Raw genomic sequence first — 14,504 nt, 5'->3', positions numbered from 1 at the left:
TAAAGGCTTACGTTTTACTGGGAATCATTCTTTGGAGAAATGTGTGTTCTTGACAATTTTGTTTTGGTTCATGATTTTTAGTAGGTACTTCCCTCTTTTTAGTTTGTTCACATTTAAATAAATCTCAAAGCGGGGAACTTCATCTAGTGTACCTTCATACCTCTTTTTTTTCATGTTGATATGAAGTTTTTTTGTTAGTAATTGGCAAGGTGGAATACGTTTGTGACTTACACTGCCAACCTTTGAAGCAAACTTAATGGTATGGGAGACAGGGGTCTATGAATTATGTATCAAAGCCTGTGAAATATGTAACATAACTACTGTTTTCCGATCAGGAAGAATTTAAAAAGTCTTGTTCTTACTGAATTCAGAAGGGGAGAGGCCATAGGTTTCCCGAAAGCATTTGGTAAAATAGGAATGATCGTTAAAACCTACTTGATATCCTATTTCTGAGATGTTGACATTGCTTTCCTGTAAAAGTTTGGCTGCCAGTTTAAGCCGTTGTCCGCGGATAAATTCCGAAGTGGTCTGTCCGGTTAGGGCCTTTAGTTTTCGATGTAGTTGCATTCTGCTCATACCAATGGCAATTGCAAAGGCCTCCGCATTAAAGTTGGAAGATACCAATTGTTGGTCCAGAATATTTTGTAGCGACTCCAAGAACCGTTGGTCGTAGGAATCAATGGAAATATCCTTGGGGGTTAGGATTACTTCTTGACTAAATCGTTTTTGTAGTTTTTTACGGCTCTCCAAAAGGTTTTTTATCGTTTGTTTCAAAACCTTGTTGTTAAATGGCTTGGTCAGGTAGGCATCTGCCCCTATCTCCAATCCTTCCAGTTGGTTTTCATCACCTGTCTTGGCCGTGAGCATAATAATGGGAATATGGGAGGTAGTATCGTTGGTCTTACAATTCTTGGTAAGTTTCAGACCATCCTCTTTTGGCATCATTAAATCTGTGATGATTAGATCGGGCACCTGCTTTAATGCCTTTTGAAATCCGATTTCCCCATTTTCGGCACTAAGAATATGGTAGTTTTCCTGAAGAAGGGAAGAAACATATGTTCGTATATCCTCATTATCATCCACAATTAATGCGATGTCCATGTTCTCATCACTTTTCGAGATGAATGCTTCGGAATCCATGATAGGGATGACTTCATTTTTCTGATGGGGCGTTTTTTGGGTTGTCGGTTTGGAATGCATGTCTTTCTCATTTGCTGAGAAGGCTTTTTCGTGAACTGGAACCTCTATATAAAATGTTACGCTGTCAACATCACTTTTCACATCTATTTTGCCCTTATGAAGTTCTACAAGCTCTTTGGTGAGGGCTAAACCAATACCCGTACCGGGCTCATCTTCGTGACTTCGGTGAAAACGGTCGAAGATTTTTTTGAGCTTTTCTTGCGGAATGGATTCCCCTGTATTTTTAATGGATAACAAGAGGTTGCCATTCTTAATATTTGCGCTTAGATGGATTTCGGCATTTTCAGGACTATATTTTAGTGCGTTGCCCAAAAGGTTCACAATAATTTTTTGGAGCACATCGGAATCATACCAATAGTTGTTTTTATCTATGGATATATCACTATTGAGCAGTTGCGACTTTTTGTTGGCTTTGAAAGAAAATGATTCCACAAGGGATTTTAGAAAGGGAGTCAACAACCCTTGTCCAACCCGTAATTTGTAAAAATTGGACTCCAGTTTGGAAAGGTCCAGCAATTGGTCCACCAATGTGGTCAGCCGTTCAGCACTGTTTTTCGCAATGGTCAGGTTTTGTTTGTCTTCCTTGCTCAGAAGGGTATTTTCCAGCTGTTGTTCCACCGGGCCCTGTATCAAGGATAATGGAGTGCGCAGTTCATGGGAAATGTTGGCAAAGAAATTTGATTTGGCGGTGTCCAGCTCCATTAACCGTTTATTGGTCTTTTGACGGTTGCGGTAGAGCAGAAATAGAGAAAGGGCGACCAATGAGATAAGCACAATTCCTCCCAAAAAAATATGTTGTTGATTTTTTTTGCGCTCCTCGGCCAGTTCACTCTGAGACTTTAGCAAAGCGATTTCCTGCTCCTTTTTTTGTGTTTGGTATTTGGCCTCTAGGTCCAATGCAAGACTTTTTTGTTTTCGGGTATCCAAAGAATCTTGATGCACCAAGGTTTGGCTATAGAACTCGGTGGCTTTTTCAAAATCCCCCGTTTTTCTGTAAGCCTCGGCAAGTGAGCTTGTAATACCCAATAGAATGCCACTATGGCCCGCGTCGGAATCTTGGAAATAATCATATGCCTTTTCCAAATATGGGATGGCTTCTTGCTGTCTGTTAATTCTTTGAAGGAAACCTGCATGGACACGATTGGCATTTGCGATTTCTTCGGGGTTTTCCGCCTGTGTCAATAGGTCGAGTCTTTTCTTGTAATAAAATTCGGCTTGCTCGTAATTGTTGAGGTCCGTCTCAATAATACCAAGGGACCAATAGATGTCCGCTACCCGTTTATTGGAGCCCATACGTTCAAAATAGGCCAAACTTTTTTTAAAGTAGGGGATAGCTTTTTCATATTCCCGTCGTTGCCCATAAATATTGCCCAGCATTATATAACCGAAATGTTCCTCTTCAGGATTTCCGATTTCCGAAGCTATTTTTTGGGCACTGCGGAAATAACGCTCTGCTTTCCCAATATAGGATGTGTCCTGTACGCTGTAGGTTCGCAACAGTACCTTTCCCAGATTGAATAGTGCATTTACCACGTGAGAGTTTTTTTCATCATAGCGCTCGGAAATGGAATCTATTTTTTGATAGTGGTCAATGGCATCAATGTCTTCGAACTTTGAATAATGGACATTGCCCAGTGAAAGCAAGGCGCTTGTCATTACCTCTGGTAGTCTGTTGGCACTCGCCAAGTTCATTGCTTGCTTGGCATAATAGGTTGTGGAATCGTAATCGCCCTTCCTGAAATATAGATGCGAGATTTTGCTCTTTGCCTTTCCCAAAAGCAGATGGGAACCTTCTCTTTTTGCGATTTCAAGATTTTGAAATGCAAGCTGGAGCGCATCATCATATTTTGATAATTTGGATAAGGAATCCATTTGTGTTTGATGGACCAAAAATTCTTCAGGAATATCTTGACCAAATGATGAAAACCATATTGACGTAAGAATAAAAGCTAAACCTTTTTTAATCATAAAATCAATTTTTTTCATCGACCTGATGGGTCAAGTTAAATAAAATTCCATTTCACAACCGCCCTCCATGTTGATGTGCTGCAAAAACAGGAACTCTTTGGAAGTGTACGTTGTTAGCGTTGATTTTTGCTTTGATCCTTTTTCACTATTTCTCTGATGGGGACTCCATCTATCAATACATCCTTTAGCACGGCATCACCATTTTTGATTTGAACCAGGGCATATGTGGTTTTTGAGGTATCTATTTGAGATTCCCTATATGTGACCTCTGCATCATAGGCCTTGGACTCTTCCATATAATACCTATTAAAAGGGTAGTCTATGGTCAACTTGTTTTCACCGTTTCCGGAGAGAAACCATACTTTGGCCTTAACAAAATCGATAGAGTTGTCCGGCGTTTGTTTGGTAATGGAGTCTATTTTTGCAAATCCGGATGCGTTGGTAGTGAGCAGTACATATACTTCCTCCCCTCGTGTCCACTCCATCTCACCACTAACTTTATAGGTGTTCTCTTCAAAAGTCAGGGTGATGTATTTTCCCCTGAAAGGATCGTTGGGGTCTATGGGTGCAGTCTTAAATTTATATTCTTTGCCATCTTCCAATATGCTTTCCTGGTTCCATATCATTTTGGCAGGAACATAAAGTTGAACCAATGCCACTAAGGCAAAAATGAGTATGTGCTTATTCTTGCTAGTCATTTCCCTGTCTTTTTTGAATCATTCTATAGTTGGCAAAAAAGAATCCCACACCAACAGATATAAATAGTAATCCACGGATTACAAAACTTAGGTCGGTATCAAAAAACCGGCATACGATCAATGCAGCTATAATAAGAAGACCGTAGTTGAGAATGCCCAAATGGTTCTGTTTTGAACCAGCTCTAATTGTTAGGATCCCTATGGCGAAAACCAAAAAATTTATCAAGAATACCGCTATGGGTGAAAATGTTCCTATAAAGAACACAGGTATAAACAATAGGAAAGCAACCGAAAAAGGAGAGATGCTTTTATTCGATGACGATTTTAACCTTTTATACACAAACACCATGGCCAATACGGTCAAAATGATGGTAATGATAAATTCCGGAGCAACACTAATTTCACTCAGGAACATATCTTTTTTAATGAGATGTTCCCAAAACTCATTAAAGCTTAAAATCAATAAAATGATAACGGTCCCCAAGCTTCCCAATATGGTAAAGGCATTTTTTGTGGTTCTATCAGGGAGGAATTTACTTGTTCCGAAAAGATAGAACAGGCCAAATAAAGAGGTGTATGCCAAGAACATGAGTTCGTCCATTTGTTTTGAAAAAGTACCCAGAACCACAGTAAGGGACAAGGCGACAAACCAATTATGAAAGCGGACAAAGTTGCTATGGGGACTTTTCTTTAGTAAAAGATAATAATGTGGAACAATAGCAGCAAGCATCAGCCAAAAAACATAGGGTGAATCAGTGGGGTAGTCCCAATATCCGGTTTCGCTTGCGAAATAGGTTATTCCAATAATGTAGAGCAAAGAAACCATTGAAGATCTCATTACATAAACAAGGGGCAATGTCAAAATCATCCAGGTCAGCAGATATGAGCTTAAATCACCGGGAATATTATATATCTGGCTGATTAAAGCGATGCTAGCGCCTACTGCAAAAAACAAAAAAACAGCTGAACTTTCTTTCCAAACAACGTTTTGATGCTTTTTTAGTAAGGTGAACGAGCATAGGGCCTGTCCGACCAATAGAGGAAGAAATGCGGCCCCTGTTTTTAGCCCACGGGGCAGTTCATCCCAGTTATGCGCAATTATGAGGATTATGCCCAGCCCCACTAAGATGGCTCCCAAAACACCAAAAACCAAAAAAAGCTTATTGGTGGATGTATCGTTTCTGCCTTTGTAGTACGATTCTATCCTTGTCGCGGTATCCTTGGAGATTACCCCGGCCTTTTCAAGTTCTTGCAGGTCGTTGAGAATACTCATAGTCCTGGGTTTGTAGGTTAAGAGCTGTGTTAGATTAGGTTAAGATACATAATTATTGTAAAGTCGGTAGAATGATTTAATCTTTCCTATAAGTTGCTTTTCTGTGTTCTTTCCCTTTTTTTAATATCAACTTCAGGTTAACATCATTTTTGGTCGATAAAATCGCCCCAATTTTGAAATGCAAAGATTTTTTTTATAATTTTTCCATACAATCACAATAGTTATATAACTTAGGATAAGTAACCAACAATACCATGGACAACCTCAAACGCGTAATTGTAGACTATAAAAAACTCACCTCCGAGGTACTCAAGCTTTTGGTGGAAAAATATCCTGATGGATATGGGGACGATGATGTCATTAACTTCAAGAATATAAAGGGAGAATATATAGAGGCCGTGGAAGTATCCACCGAGGATACCAAATATCTGGTAAAGATCAGTTCTAAACTGGAACGCACCATGGCCGATTTTGACGAGGATGATAATGAGGAAGATAATTTTGATTCCGAGGGCTACGAAAAAATACCTGAGGAAGATGAAGACTTTTCAGATTCCGATGATGATCCGGATTCGGATGGTGATTCCGACTCTGACGAAGACGAATAATCCTTAACCCTTCAAGTTGTCGAGCATTTCTTTAGTGGTCTGTTCCAAGTTGAACTTCGGCTCCCAACCCCACTCGTTTCTTGCTTCCGTATCGTCAATGCTACTGGGCCAAGAATCGGCGATTTCCTGTCTAAAATCCGGAGCGTAGCTAATATCAAAAGCAGGGATATGTTTCTTAATGCTTTCGGCCATTTGCTCAGGTGTAAAGTTCATGCCTGCCAAATTATAGGAAGACCTCACTTTTATTTGCTCCGATGGACTCTCCATTAAATCAATGGTTGCTCTAATGGCATCGTCCATATACATCATGGGAAGTTCTGTATCGCTCTTCAAAAAGCACTCATATGAACCTTTTTTAAGTGCTTCATGATAAATCTCCACGGCATAATCGGTGGTGCCGCCGCCGGGCATCGTTTTCCAGCTGATCAAGCCAGGGTAGCGCACACTTCTAACGTCCACACCATATTTTTTGTGATAGTATTCGCACCACCTTTCGCCCGATTGTTTGCTTATGCCATACACAGTACTTGGCTCCATAATTGTACTCTGCGGAGTATTGGTTTTAGGGGTGTTCGGTCCAAACACAGCTATGCTGGAGGGCCAGAATACTTTGGAAATCTTTTTGTCCTTAGCCAAATTCAGGACATTGAAAAGAGAGTTCATGTTCAGGTTCCATGCACGCATTGGGAATTTTTCTGCCGTAGCACTGAGCATGGCGGCCATTAAGTAAACTTCATCGATCTCGTAATGCATCACCACATCTTCAATTGCCCCATAGTTGGTGGCGTCCAAGAGTTCAAAAGGTCCTGACTGCATCAAGGCGTCCCCACCCTCGCGAATATCACTTGCAATTACATTATCAGCACCGTACTTGCTTCTAAGTTCAAAGGTGAGTTCCGTTCCTATTTGGCCACAGGCGCCAATGATCAATATGGGCTTATGCATTAAAAATGAAGTTAATTTGGTTCGAGGGCAAAGATACCCTTTATTAAAATTTGTACATTCGCTTATGCAAAAATTGTTAGGTATTCTTGTTCTGATAATACTTCTAAATGCCTGTAAAAAGGTTGAAGAAGCCCCTGTTGAGGTAAACACCGAGGAGTTGGAGTTCAACTATCAAAAAATGCCTGAAAAATTTGAAATCAATCCCGAAGCTGCTGCCATAGTTGAAAATTGGTCGCAGTTTAAAAATTTGAATGCTAGCGTAGATGTGCTTTACAAGGCAACCAACAATGAAGATTTGGCCCTTGCCATAGATGATTTGATAGAAAAGGAGAAAGATTTGGAATCAGGACAATACCCTGAACTGTTCGATTCTTTTCAAGTGAAGAGCAGACAAATGGTGATGCGCACTTTTCTCTACAAGGCCAAGACCAGTATTATGGAAAATCAACCGACCACAGAGCCCACCATAAAGGTGTTGGAAGCATACAATTCCATACGTAAGCAATTGAATGTGATCATGAACAGCCAGTTGGATAAAAAACTGATTCTAGATGAAACATAAGATTCTTGTCTTGGTGCTTTTAACGGTATCAGCGACCCTATTTGCGCAGAATACGGAGGAGGATAAAATCAATGATGTGCTGGACAGTTGGCACCTTGCTGCGGCAAACGCAGATTTCGAGGCTTATTTTGATAAAATGACCGAGGACGGTGTGTTCTTGGGAACCGATGCCATGGAAAACTGGCAGAACGATGAATTCAGGGCATTCTCCAAACCGTATTTTGACAAGGGCAAAGCCTGGAGCTTTACTGCGGTACAGCGAAATATTTATGTAGGGGAGTCTGCCGATTTTGCCTGGTTCGACGAATTGTTGGATACCCAAATGAAAATTTGCAGAGGTTCCGGAGTACTTAAAAAAATAAATGGGCAATGGAAGATTGCCCATTATGTATTGTCAATAGCTGTACCCAACGATAATGTGGAAGAGCTGGTCCAAATCAAGGAAGAAAAGGACAATGCGTTACTCCAAGAGCTAAAAAAGAAGCAGTAGCTTAATTTTTAGTCGCTTCAGAAGTTTCAGCGGCTTGTTGCTTTCTCGATTCCAAAGCTTGCTTGCTCAAACTTGCCAAATTAAAATTTGGGGCTATTTTCAGTGCTTCATCAATAGAAGCAATAGCGGCATCGATATTCTCTTTGTTCTGGTTAAAATCGGCCAATCCCTTCAAATGGTAGAAAGCCGCTTTTAGAGGAACTTCATAGGGTTGTTGTCTTTCATAAAAAGCATACTTCATTTCATCCGTTGCATTGGCAATACCATATTCTATATTTTTAACGGCTCCTTCCATGTCCCCAGTTTGAATTTTAAGGTCGGCCATTTCATAAGCGAGGTAAGGAGATGGGTTTCTGGAATTCAACTCCTCAAAATGTTCCAAAGCTCTTTTGGGCTGGTTCAAGGATTTTAGGGAAAAAGCCTTTACCTGTACAGCCAAATCCGAATCATCGGCATTCTTTTCAATGCCTATAGTGTTCAAGGCTTGCATGTGTTTGCCATTGTTCATGTAAACAAAGGCCAAGGTATCTCTTCTCTCTTTGGAAGGAGAAATCACGTTGAGGTGCGTCAATGCACTGATTACACCATTTACATCACCCTGAAGGCGCATTTCTTTGTAGTAAGCATTATAGTGTTTTAGGAGTGCATCGTTTGTTTGGGAAATACCTGTAAAGCCCACAAATAGGAGCAATAGGAGTACAGACTTTTTCATTGATCTTCAATTTAGTGCGCCAAATCTAACAAATTAATCCCAACCCGCCTGTTAAGAATTCGATAAGTAAAAGGCTATGCCCCTAGGAATCAATTGCAGTTTGAAAGGTATGGCCTTTGCCCATAAAGTTCTTGCTCAGTACTATCTTTCCTTTGGTATCGGGTTCTTCGTCATAAGCGGGAGCGGGCAAGCCTCTCTTTTGGGCTTCTTCAAAATAATATATTTGCTTTTTGGGGTGATGCGGATATACACCGTTAAAGAGTTCTCCCCAGTATCCTTGCTCTAGAATGGTAGCAATCATGTGAATGCAATCATGAAGGTGGATCAGATTTATTGGATTGTTTCCGCCAGTCAGGTTCTCCCTGCCGGAAAGCATGGTGACGGGATGCCTATTTGGACCAATCAATCCCCCAAATCTGATAATGGTTGTTTTGAATCCGTTTTCATTGCGAAATAAGCTTTCGCATTCCACCAATTGTCTGCCCGATTCGGTTGTAGGCTGTGTAGGCGATTCTTCGGATACTTCGCCTTCGGCATCCCCGTAAACGGCCGTACTCCCTACAAAAATGACATGGGCCACTTCACTCTTTTTGATTTCCGTGATGAGGTGCTTGATTTTTTCAACATAGCTTTCGGTTTGCTTGCCACGAAGTTTCGGCGGCACGTTGATGATTACTGTATCAAGATGGGAAAGGAAGCTTTGGATGTCGCCTTCAATTTCTTTTTCCGACAAACGAACCTTGAAGGGTTTGATTCCTTCGTTCTCCAAGGCAGAGAACTTATCGGATGATGTGGTGGTCCCGTGAACGTTATATCCATCTTCAATTAATTTTTTCGCTAAGGGCAATCCTAGCCAGCCACAGCCCAAAACACCAATGTTTTTACTCAAATCGTAAAGTTTTAATCGTTAATATAGCGTCATTTAGAACAAATGGCATGGGAATACTGTTTTTTGGACGTTCCGGAATACTGAAGTCAGGATGTGTCAAAAGGTCGTTGGAGGCTTCATAAAGAGTAAGTTCCAGTACAGAATCCTTGGGGAACTCCAATTGTAGTTCCGTGAAATTATTGTCTGTTATGTAATGAGTGACCAATCTGTTTTTCCTGTTTTCCAAGAAATGGGAGGACAACTCAATTTGGTTTACTTTGGCTTTCCCCAGTTTTATGGGGTTTGTAAAGACCTCTAAACGGTTTACATCTCTTTGTGGGGTTATGCAGATTTCAATCACTCTGTTTTCACCAACGATGGTATCCATTACCGTATCAATGTACGGCACAGGTATTTCTTTTTTTGGAGCATCGGCAACATAATTCAAATTGGTGCGGTATTTACTGGAAATCGTCTCTGCTTCGGGTTGCTTTTTATCCTCTCCAAGAAATTGACCGTTCCAATCCATCAGAACATTGTCGTAAGTGGCCCATTGGGAAGTGTTTTTGTCTTCATTGTAAACATATAGCAAGCTGCTTGGTTTTGGTCTTTTCTCGTTAAAGTCGGATTGGATATGGCTTGTGATTCCAAATGCGAAGAAGAGAAACAAACAGAGGTAGGCCAAACGCCCTTTACTTTTTAGCTGGCCAAAAAATGGGAGTATCAGGAAGAACAACAGTGTTGTGAACAGCGTTGCGGCGACCATCATTTTTAAACCAAGGCCAACGGGGAACATTTTAATGAAAGGGGAATAAATGAGTACTGCGGGAAATGCCAAAAACACCATTAGGAACGGATTTGGTTTTTCTTGATTGACGGTCACCAAGAGTCCTGCCAACAAACTAAATAGAGGAATTATAAAAAAGCTGGCTCCTTTAAGGTAGTGTGCCACCAAGCCACAAATAATCAGCCAAATAAATATGGGAGCAACCAATAAATTGGACGTACTTGTTTTTCGGAATTTGTGATAGGTGTAAAAGCACACGAAGAGGGAGAATATGACATACACCGCAATGTAGAGATGTCCATTGTAAGTGAATCCATGAAGCATATCCTTAAAGCCGGGATACCACCATGTAATGATGGACCAACAGAAGTATCCCGCAAGTCCGTTGACGAGCAAAGTGATAAGAACCGGAACAAAGCCCTTGAAAATTTCCTTGATATTGAGTTTTTTGTTTTTGAAACCAAAAAATAGCAGTAGTACAAACGCAAGAACTGCAAAACCGAACATAGGCCAAATCCATTCAAAAGGGTAGGATACCATCTTGTAAAAAGGAAGATTATAGTATACTTCATCGCTCAAACTTTTTAGGTTGTCCAAATCGGCATCACTAAAATGGGTGAGCAGGGGCATTAAGTAGCTGCCTTGGTGGGCAAGTGTGTTCCTGTCCAATCTTTCGTAGTTATCCAATGCGGTATGGTAATCAAAATGGTCGTCGATAAATGCAAAATTGAAGCCTTCGATATCGCCGTCTTCCCTAAAAACAGTAAGGTCTGTATCGTTCGGGAGCATTTTGTAGATACTGTAGGCCAAGGAATTTGCTACGGGATATTTTGGATTGGCCTCTTTGAATTCTTTTATCAATTTGGCATTGCCCCTATTGGTTTCGATAAGCATGTAACTGGGGCCGCCGCTGCCCCTTGCCTCAAAGTTAAGTGCTAGTCCTACATCTTTGGCCCAGGGGTGCTTGTTTACAAAAAGATCCGCTCCGTTAAGCCCAAGTTCCTCTGCATCACTGATGAGGATAATGATGTCGTTTTTGGGCGTCCTGTTCTCGCTCAAAAAGGCGCGTATCCCTTCCAAAATAGTCGCTACGCCGCTTCCTGCGTCACTTGCTCCGAATGATGAATGTGGATTGCTGTCGTAGTGAGACAATAGAAGAAGTGCTTTTCCATCTCCACTTCCTTCTATTCTTGCAAGAATATTGGTTGCCTTGCTCAAGTTGCCCCAGTCACCAGCGGTATACCCATCTTGAACGGTCGTCGTCAACCCCATTTTGTTCAATTCGGAAATGATATAATCTTTGACACGTTCGTGCCCAGGAAAACCAACGGCATGGGGTTCCATGGACAATTGTTTTACATGCTCCAGCGCCCTGTCCGTGGAAAAGGCTTCCAGCTCAACATCTTGGTCGGGGCTGTAGGAAGGCATCAAGGATTTAAAGCTCCAGTATACGGCAAAAAGAAGGAGTAATAGGGCAAGGGTCCGGGAAAATTTCATGGCTTAGCGTTGTTGGTGATTAAATGTATGAAATTCTAAAAGGTTCTCATATTTTGATGTCAAAAATTAGGTTATTCGCTAAAAAAGTCTATATTTATTATTCAACTTTAAAATCTAACCATATGGCAATCAAAAGTTTTCAAGGCGTACGATGCAAAGAGGAGGCTAAGAAGAAATACAATGCCCCGATTTTGGTGGAGGACTACATGACCAAAAAATTGATCACCTTTTCTCCGGACCAGTCCATTTTGGAAGTGATGGAGACTTTTGCCAAACACCATATTTCTGGTGGGCCCGTTGTGGACAACAATGGTTTTTTGGTAGGGATTGTTTCGGAGGCTGATTGTATGAAACAGATATCTGAGAGCAGGTATTTTAATCAACCTATTTTGGACAAGAGCGTGGAGCGGTTTATGACCAAGAATGTTGAGACCATCCCACACGATATGTCCATTTTTGATGCGGCAGGTGTTTTTGATAGGCATAATAGACGTAGGTTGCCTGTGATGAAGAACGATATTTTGGTAGGTCAGATCAGCCGAAAAGATATTGTGGTTGCGGCCCTCAAGCTTACTTCCCATAGTTGGAAATAATTATTCCCTTTTTACAATCATAAAATAGTCGTTGTCGAGGGGTAGATAGCCCAAATCGTAGACAAAAAAGTAGGTGCTTCCCTTTTTTGTGGTATATAGGTTAGTCAGGTATTCAAAATCGAACCCCTTGTCCAACAAACGCATTTTAGTGGTCTTGGTTTTGCCGTCCTTGAGAGGGAAACTGTCAAGAATCCTATAGTTTTTGCGAAGTTTGTTGTTGATGTTTCGAACAAGGTTTTTGCTGTCTCTGTTCAGTAGGTTATTGTATGCGTTTCTGCAATGGTCGGAACAGTATTTTTGATCGATACGGCCCAAGAGTTTTTCGCCACAGACCAAGCATTTTCTTTCGGACATAGGATAAGATTAGGTCACCACAATATCATACTTTTTTAATAAACCGATTAGCCCGCTCTCGCTGAAGCGGGTTTTCTTTAGTTGATTGATGGATGGGTCGATGTTGAAATTAATGGCTGAGGTAAAATCGGCCTGTTCGAGATTTGTATTTTCAAAAAGGGCATTTTCAAGGTCGCAACCAGAAAATCCTGCTTGCTTTAGATGAGCCTCTGAGAAATCAGTTTGATGGAGCTTACATCCATCAAAGATGATACGCGGCAAATCCATGCCATGAAAAGATGCCACCGAAAGATTGCACCCCATAAAATGCAGGGATAACAAAAGTTGACTGCAAGTTTCAAACTGAACCCCCACCATTTTACAGTCCATAAACGTCACTTCGTTAAAAGTGGTATTGGCAATATTGGTATTGGTGAGGTCGCACCCTTCAAAAGTGCATTCCACAAAATTTTGGTTGTCCAAATACCCTTGGGAGAACAGACAATCCACAAAACGGCAATTTTCGTAATCGCCCTTGGGCAATTTTTTCTGTGTGTAATCCTCTTTTGTGAACTCCTGATCTGTCCAAAAGTTATCCGACATGGTTTTGGAATATATGTTATTTCATTCTCTTGTACGCAAAAAGTACTTCTTCGGCATTATCCCCCTCTTCGATAAGAACCCAGACATTCATTTGGTCCTCGCTAATTTTTTCCATGGTGAGTCCTTCAAAATACACTTTGTTCGGTTCTATTTTTACGAGTTTAAAGTCGACAGTCTCGTTCTTTTCTTCCCAACCTCTCATATTTCCATCAAAATGTTTAAGCTGTAGTATAATGGAATCGTCCAATTGTTGAATGTGTCCCGATTCATAGAAGGAAACCTTGTCATCATTGACCAAACGAAAAACGAACATCATGGAATTGCCCATGGGGGCGCTCCAGATTTCTTCGGCAATTCCACCAAAGGCTTCGCCCGTCCAATGACCTTCTATCCATGCGACTTCCTCTAAATTGGCCTTGGGCGATGATTCTCCTTCGGAAAGTTGAAGCGTTTCCTGAGCGGAAACGATTCCTGCACAGAGCATTAAAATAAGTACGATTGATTTCATGGGTTGGTCGGTTTTTTGTTTGATGAAACCCTATCCATTAATTGGACAGGGCAAATTTTACGTTTACGGTGGTCTCCACTCGTATTTTCTCAAAATCGATATCCAAAGGCTGTGCTTGTCCCATATCGGAAGAAACGGCTTTCATTTCCATCATCGGAGCTTGGTTGTATCTTGGGTAATATTGCGAGTTGTCGGCAATATGAATGGCCATTCCAACTTTTTGGCCCAATGGTTTTGTTAGGGCCTCAGCTTTTTGCATGGCCTTTTTTACGGCTTTTGTTCTTAGCTCGAGTTCCAGTTCTTCCATTTTGGAGTACTCGGTTTTTTCAATGCTTGTGTTGGCGATGTCCAATTGTTCCAAGGCCACCATTACTTCGCCCAATTCTTTTCCAGAATACACTACCAACGAGTATTGCTTGCTTTTGAGCACCTCTTTTTGGCGCAAAAAATATTTTTTGAAGTTACTGCCCATGTCTTTGATGACAAGTTGCTTGTCCAAATCAATGCCCATGGCCTTAAAGCGCTGTGCCATTTGGTTTTCCTGCTCCTCTACGGAAACACGGCCTTTAGTATCCTTTTCTTGTATAATGATGTTCAAATAGATTTTATCCGGGGTCACCAGCGTGTCCACTTGTGAAGAGGTTTCCAGATAGGGAGTGTCCAAAAAGTTTTTGGATTGGGCAAAGGTTGTCATAGTAATTAAAGCTGTTGCTACAAAAATTATAGTCTTTCTCATGATGTAATTTTATTAAAGATAAATACTTCCGCCTTATGTTCAAAACCTGTGCCGTTTTGGATTTTGCTCCCTCGTATTGATTCAAATCTTTGGATTAACTCGATAAACTTGAGTACATTGTAG

The 14,504-nt window shown here is 41.0% G+C and carries 16 protein-coding genes; 4 read left to right on the top strand and 12 right to left on the bottom strand.

The genetic code is table 11. From position 1 onward, the window contains the following. Window positions 1-24: 24 nt before the first annotated feature. From DCK90_RS16960 to DCK90_RS06420, 4 genes are all read right to left on the bottom strand, one after another. On the bottom strand, window positions 25-174 hold the full coding sequence (locus tag DCK90_RS16960; RefSeq protein ID WP_159075780.1) for a hypothetical protein: 150 nt from the start codon (window positions 172-174) through the stop codon (window positions 25-27). Window positions 175-342: 168 nt separating this feature from the next. After that, complete coding sequence (locus DCK90_RS06430; RefSeq protein WP_159075779.1) at window positions 343-3,168, bottom strand: tetratricopeptide repeat protein; 2,826 nt, start codon at window positions 3,166-3,168, stop codon at window positions 343-345. A 113-nt stretch (window positions 3,169-3,281) separates the two neighbouring features. Further along, window positions 3,282-3,866: a GDYXXLXY domain-containing protein gene (locus tag DCK90_RS06425; protein WP_108245362.1), complete on the bottom strand. Its 585-nt coding sequence runs from the start codon at window positions 3,864-3,866 to the stop codon at window positions 3,282-3,284. Then, window positions 3,859-5,139 carry a DUF2157 domain-containing protein gene (locus tag DCK90_RS06420; protein ID WP_108245361.1) on the bottom strand — a complete coding sequence of 427 codons (1,281 nt, stop codon included), beginning with the start codon at window positions 5,137-5,139 and terminating at the stop codon, window positions 3,859-3,861. The genes DCK90_RS06425 and DCK90_RS06420 overlap by 8 nt, the downstream gene beginning before the upstream one ends. A gap of 254 nt (window positions 5,140-5,393) precedes the next feature. On the opposite strand from DCK90_RS06420, the gene DCK90_RS06415 reads away from it, so the two are divergent. Continuing rightward, window positions 5,394-5,747 carry a hypothetical protein gene (locus DCK90_RS06415; RefSeq protein WP_108245360.1) on the top strand — a complete coding sequence of 118 codons (354 nt, stop codon included), beginning with the start codon at window positions 5,394-5,396 and terminating at the stop codon, window positions 5,745-5,747. A gap of 3 nt (window positions 5,748-5,750) precedes the next feature. On the opposite strand, the gene DCK90_RS06410 is transcribed toward DCK90_RS06415, so the two are convergent. Next, window positions 5,751-6,692, bottom strand: coding sequence for an NAD-dependent epimerase/dehydratase family protein (locus tag DCK90_RS06410; RefSeq protein ID WP_108245359.1), 942 nt, complete (start codon window positions 6,690-6,692; stop codon window positions 5,751-5,753). A 64-nt stretch (window positions 6,693-6,756) separates the two neighbouring features. Between DCK90_RS06410 and DCK90_RS06405 the strand changes: the two genes are divergently transcribed. Further along, entirely contained in the window at window positions 6,757-7,254 is a 498-nt protein-coding gene (locus tag DCK90_RS06405; protein WP_159075778.1) for a hypothetical protein, read from the top strand. Next, window positions 7,244-7,744: a nuclear transport factor 2 family protein gene (locus DCK90_RS06400; RefSeq protein WP_108245357.1), complete on the top strand. Its 501-nt coding sequence runs from the start codon at window positions 7,244-7,246 to the stop codon at window positions 7,742-7,744. Before DCK90_RS06405 ends, DCK90_RS06400 begins: the two co-directional genes overlap by 11 nt. Window position 7,745: 1 nt before the next feature. On the opposite strand, the gene DCK90_RS06395 is transcribed toward DCK90_RS06400, so the two are convergent. From DCK90_RS06395 to DCK90_RS06385, 3 genes are all read right to left on the bottom strand, one after another. Further along, window positions 7,746-8,456 carry a hypothetical protein gene (locus DCK90_RS06395; RefSeq protein WP_108245356.1) on the bottom strand — a complete coding sequence of 237 codons (711 nt, stop codon included), beginning with the start codon at window positions 8,454-8,456 and terminating at the stop codon, window positions 7,746-7,748. 82 nt (window positions 8,457-8,538) lie between these two features. Beyond that, window positions 8,539-9,345 (bottom strand): SDR family oxidoreductase, encoded by an 807-nt coding sequence (locus tag DCK90_RS06390; RefSeq protein WP_108245355.1) that lies wholly within the window; start codon window positions 9,343-9,345, stop codon window positions 8,539-8,541. After that, on the bottom strand, window positions 9,338-11,608 hold the full coding sequence (locus DCK90_RS06385) for a M28 family peptidase (protein ID WP_108245354.1): 2,271 nt from the start codon (window positions 11,606-11,608) through the stop codon (window positions 9,338-9,340). The genes DCK90_RS06390 and DCK90_RS06385 overlap by 8 nt, the downstream gene beginning before the upstream one ends. Window positions 11,609-11,730: 122 nt before the next feature. Here DCK90_RS06385 and DCK90_RS06380 point away from each other — a divergent pair, with 122 nt between their 5' ends. Beyond that, window positions 11,731-12,201: a CBS domain-containing protein gene (locus tag DCK90_RS06380; protein ID WP_108245353.1), complete on the top strand. Its 471-nt coding sequence runs from the start codon at window positions 11,731-11,733 to the stop codon at window positions 12,199-12,201. Here DCK90_RS06380 and DCK90_RS06375 read toward each other — a convergent pair whose 3' ends face one another. Genes DCK90_RS06375 through DCK90_RS06360 form a run of 4 tightly spaced genes read right to left on the bottom strand, consistent with a single transcriptional unit; the run spans window position 12,202 to window position 14,381 of the window. Continuing rightward, window positions 12,202-12,555 carry a hypothetical protein gene (locus DCK90_RS06375; RefSeq protein WP_108245352.1) on the bottom strand — a complete coding sequence of 118 codons (354 nt, stop codon included), beginning with the start codon at window positions 12,553-12,555 and terminating at the stop codon, window positions 12,202-12,204. It lies immediately after the preceding gene. Window positions 12,556-12,564: 9 nt separating this feature from the next. Next, window positions 12,565-13,137, bottom strand: coding sequence for a pentapeptide repeat-containing protein (locus tag DCK90_RS06370; protein ID WP_108245351.1), 573 nt, complete (start codon window positions 13,135-13,137; stop codon window positions 12,565-12,567). A gap of 16 nt (window positions 13,138-13,153) precedes the next feature. After that, on the bottom strand, window positions 13,154-13,645 hold the full coding sequence (locus DCK90_RS06365) for a DUF6265 family protein (RefSeq protein ID WP_108245350.1): 492 nt from the start codon (window positions 13,643-13,645) through the stop codon (window positions 13,154-13,156). Window positions 13,646-13,682: 37 nt separating this feature from the next. After that, a complete protein-coding gene (locus DCK90_RS06360; protein WP_108245349.1) occupies window positions 13,683-14,381 on the bottom strand; it encodes an SIMPL domain-containing protein in 699 nt (232 codons plus the stop codon). Between the last annotated feature and the right edge of the window lie 123 nt (window positions 14,382-14,504).

This window comes from Muricauda brasiliensis (assembly GCF_003057865.1).
Classification (GTDB): Bacteria; Bacteroidota; Bacteroidia; order Flavobacteriales; family Flavobacteriaceae; genus Flagellimonas; species Flagellimonas chongwuensis.
This window is presented reverse-complemented; position numbering and strand designations above follow the sequence as displayed.

What these genes read in the sequence shown, in the direction of transcription:
- DCK90_RS16960 (WP_159075780.1), bottom strand. Translation starts at nt 174, where the DNA reads ATGAAAAAAAAGAGGTATGAAGGTACACTAGATGAAGTTCCCCGCTTT.
- DCK90_RS06430 (WP_159075779.1), bottom strand. Translation starts at nt 3,168, where the DNA reads ATGATTAAAAAAGGTTTAGCTTTTATTCTTACGTCAATATGGTTTTCA.
- DCK90_RS06425 (WP_108245362.1), bottom strand. Translation starts at nt 3,866, where the DNA reads ATGACTAGCAAGAATAAGCACATACTCATTTTTGCCTTAGTGGCATTG.
- DCK90_RS06420 (WP_108245361.1), bottom strand. Translation starts at nt 5,139, where the DNA reads ATGAGTATTCTCAACGACCTGCAAGAACTTGAAAAGGCCGGGGTAATC.
- DCK90_RS06415 (WP_108245360.1), top strand. Translation starts at nt 5,394, where the DNA reads ATGGACAACCTCAAACGCGTAATTGTAGACTATAAAAAACTCACCTCC.
- DCK90_RS06410 (WP_108245359.1), bottom strand. Translation starts at nt 6,692, where the DNA reads ATGCATAAGCCCATATTGATCATTGGCGCCTGTGGCCAAATAGGAACG.
- DCK90_RS06405 (WP_159075778.1), top strand. Translation starts at nt 6,757, where the DNA reads ATGCAAAAATTGTTAGGTATTCTTGTTCTGATAATACTTCTAAATGCC.
- DCK90_RS06400 (WP_108245357.1), top strand. Translation starts at nt 7,244, where the DNA reads ATGAAACATAAGATTCTTGTCTTGGTGCTTTTAACGGTATCAGCGACC.
- DCK90_RS06395 (WP_108245356.1), bottom strand. Translation starts at nt 8,456, where the DNA reads ATGAAAAAGTCTGTACTCCTATTGCTCCTATTTGTGGGCTTTACAGGT.
- DCK90_RS06385 (WP_108245354.1), bottom strand. Translation starts at nt 11,608, where the DNA reads ATGAAATTTTCCCGGACCCTTGCCCTATTACTCCTTCTTTTTGCCGTA.
- DCK90_RS06380 (WP_108245353.1), top strand. Translation starts at nt 11,731, where the DNA reads ATGGCAATCAAAAGTTTTCAAGGCGTACGATGCAAAGAGGAGGCTAAG.
- DCK90_RS06375 (WP_108245352.1), bottom strand. Translation starts at nt 12,555, where the DNA reads ATGTCCGAAAGAAAATGCTTGGTCTGTGGCGAAAAACTCTTGGGCCGT.
- DCK90_RS06370 (WP_108245351.1), bottom strand. Translation starts at nt 13,137, where the DNA reads ATGTCGGATAACTTTTGGACAGATCAGGAGTTCACAAAAGAGGATTAC.
- DCK90_RS06365 (WP_108245350.1), bottom strand. Translation starts at nt 13,645, where the DNA reads ATGAAATCAATCGTACTTATTTTAATGCTCTGTGCAGGAATCGTTTCC.
- DCK90_RS06360 (WP_108245349.1), bottom strand. Translation starts at nt 14,381, where the DNA reads ATGAGAAAGACTATAATTTTTGTAGCAACAGCTTTAATTACTATGACA.